Source organism: Lysinibacillus sp. NPDC047702 (assembly GCF_050272555.1).
Lineage (GTDB): Bacteria > Bacillota > Bacilli > Bacillales_A > Planococcaceae > Lysinibacillus.
Genome location: NZ_JBNNMG010000136.1, coordinates 1 through 1,997 on the forward strand (window position 1 = coordinate 1; position 1,997 = coordinate 1,997).

Sequence of the window (1,997 nt, forward strand, 5' to 3'; positions counted from 1 at the left end):
AGAAGAATCTGTTTAAAAAAACAAATAGAATCATAAAAATGCCATAAAAAATTTGTGGCATTTTCATTGACATAATCTTATTTCAACACTATGAAACCGTCTACTTATTTTCAGGTAGACGGTTTATATTTTTTAATAAATTTATTTTGTTTAGTTTCCTACATAACTTGTAAAAGATATTTATTTTAACAATCACGTTACACCTTTCATTTAAAAATTAGGTGGCAAAAGAATAGGACAGTTAAACATTTGAGCTATTTGAAATACAATATCTATTATGTACATTAATTATGAATTTTCATCATTTCAACTTTACAGATTGGAGAACAATATTGGAATTATAGATGTAAAACGGCCGATTTTCTCTTTTTATCATTTTTGTATTTCTTATCTCTTAATCCTAAAAATAGTCATATAAAAAACCTAAAATAGTATCTATAAAAATATCATTATACAAAAAAGCAGTAGATGTAAAATACATCTACTGCTTTTTTTCGTATGACCCGTACGGGATTCGAACCCGTGTTACCGCCGTGAAAGGGCGGTGTCTTAACCACTTGACCAACGGGCCCATGGCGGAGAAGGAGGGATTTGAACCCTCGCGCCGGTTACCCGACCTACACCCTTAGCAGGGGCGCCTCTTCAGCCTCTTGAGTACTTCCCCAAATAAAAAAATGGCTCCGAAGGCAGGACTCGAACCTGCGACAACCTGATTAACAGTCAGGTGCTACTACCAACTGAGCTACTTCGGAATAATGGTGGGCCTAAATGGACTCGAACCATCGACCTCACGCTTATCAGGCGTGCGCTCTAACCAGCTGAGCTATAGGCCCATTTTGGAGCGGGTGATGAGAATCGAACTCACGACATCAGCTTGGAAGGCTGAGGTTTTACCATTAAACTACACCCGCATAAATGGTGGGTCAGGACGGAATCGAACCGCCGACACTTAGAGCTTCAATCTAATGCTCTACCAACTGAGCTACTGACCCTTGTTATCCATGCTAAGCTTACTATCCTTTGCTTTTCATGTCTATTCATTAAAAATAATGGCGGTCCCGACCGGGATCGAACCGGCGATCTCCTGCGTGACAGGCAGGCATGTTAACCGCTACACCACGGGACCTTTTTGGTTGCGGGGGCCGGATTTGAACCAACGACCTTCGGGTTATGAGCCCGACGAGCTACCACTGCTCCACCCCGCGATAATTATATTCTTTTCGAGTTTTCAAGCACCATTTATAAAATAAAACTGGAGGAGGTAGAGGGATTCGAACCCCCGCGCGGTGTTACCCGCCTGTCGGTTTTCAAGACCGATCCCTTCAGCCAGACTTGGGTATACCTCCGTAACAATATATAAATGGTGGACCTTGCAGGACTCGAACCTGCGACCGGACGGTTATGAGCCGTCTGCTCTAACCAACTGAGCTAAAGGTCCTTTAAGATGGCGGCAGAGGGGATCGAACCCCCGACCTTACGGGTATGAACCGTACGCTCTAGCCAGCTGAGCTACGCCGCCAGGATCTTTATACTGGTTATTTATTATGGTGGAGCCTAGCGGGATCGAACCGCTGACCTCCTGCGTGCAAGGCAGGCGCTCTCCCAGCTGAGCTAAGGCCCCATAATAGTTTTTAGGAAATGGTCGGGAAGACAGGATTCGAACCTGCGACCCCTTGGTCCCAAACCAAGTGCTCTACCAAGCTGAGCTACTTCCCGTTCATTCTTTTGGCGCGCCCGACAGGAGTCGAACCCATAACCTTCTGATCCGTAGTCAGACGCTCTATCCAATTGAGCTACGGGCGCATTAAAAATGGTGCCGAGGACCGGAATCGAACCGGTACGGTAGTCACCTACCGCAGGATTTTAAGTCCTGTGCGTCTGCCAGTTCCGCCACCCCGGCACATTTGGAGCGGAAGACGAGGTTCGAACTCGCGACCCCCACCTTGGCAAGGTGGTGTTCTACCACTGAACTACTTCCGCATGTGCATAAGTTTTTT

At 45.6% G+C, this 1,997-nt stretch carries 16 tRNA genes; all 16 read right to left on the reverse strand.

Going from position 1 to position 1,997, the window contains the following annotated elements:
- Positions 1-499: 499 nt before the first annotated feature.
- A tRNA-Glu gene (locus ACQKIM_RS27955) sits at positions 500-571 on the reverse strand.
- A gap of 2 nt (positions 572-573) precedes the next feature.
- Positions 574-664, reverse strand: a tRNA-Ser gene (locus ACQKIM_RS27960).
- A gap of 11 nt (positions 665-675) precedes the next feature.
- Positions 676-752 (reverse strand) — tRNA-Asn (locus ACQKIM_RS27965).
- Between the two features lie 4 nt (positions 753-756).
- Positions 757-833: transfer RNA gene (locus ACQKIM_RS27970), tRNA-Ile, on the reverse strand.
- A gap of 4 nt (positions 834-837) precedes the next feature.
- Positions 838-911: transfer RNA gene (locus ACQKIM_RS27975), tRNA-Gly, on the reverse strand.
- A gap of 5 nt (positions 912-916) precedes the next feature.
- Positions 917-992, reverse strand: a tRNA-Phe gene (locus tag ACQKIM_RS27980).
- Between the two features lie 58 nt (positions 993-1,050).
- A tRNA-Asp gene (locus tag ACQKIM_RS27985) sits at positions 1,051-1,126 on the reverse strand.
- A gap of 4 nt (positions 1,127-1,130) precedes the next feature.
- A tRNA-Met gene (locus ACQKIM_RS27990) sits at positions 1,131-1,205 on the reverse strand.
- A gap of 48 nt (positions 1,206-1,253) precedes the next feature.
- A tRNA-Ser gene (locus ACQKIM_RS27995) sits at positions 1,254-1,346 on the reverse strand.
- 15 nt (positions 1,347-1,361) lie between these two features.
- Positions 1,362-1,438, reverse strand: a tRNA-Ile gene (locus ACQKIM_RS28000).
- A 7-nt stretch (positions 1,439-1,445) separates the two neighbouring features.
- A tRNA-Met gene (locus ACQKIM_RS28005) sits at positions 1,446-1,519 on the reverse strand.
- 26 nt (positions 1,520-1,545) lie between these two features.
- Positions 1,546-1,621, reverse strand: a tRNA-Ala gene (locus tag ACQKIM_RS28010).
- Positions 1,622-1,639: 18 nt separating this feature from the next.
- A tRNA-Pro gene (locus ACQKIM_RS28015) sits at positions 1,640-1,716 on the reverse strand.
- A gap of 10 nt (positions 1,717-1,726) precedes the next feature.
- Positions 1,727-1,803, reverse strand: a tRNA-Arg gene (locus ACQKIM_RS28020).
- Between the two features lie 8 nt (positions 1,804-1,811).
- Positions 1,812-1,900: transfer RNA gene (locus ACQKIM_RS28025), tRNA-Leu, on the reverse strand.
- Positions 1,901-1,905: 5 nt separating this feature from the next.
- A tRNA-Gly gene (locus ACQKIM_RS28030) sits at positions 1,906-1,980 on the reverse strand.
- Positions 1,981-1,997 lie beyond the last annotated feature (17 nt).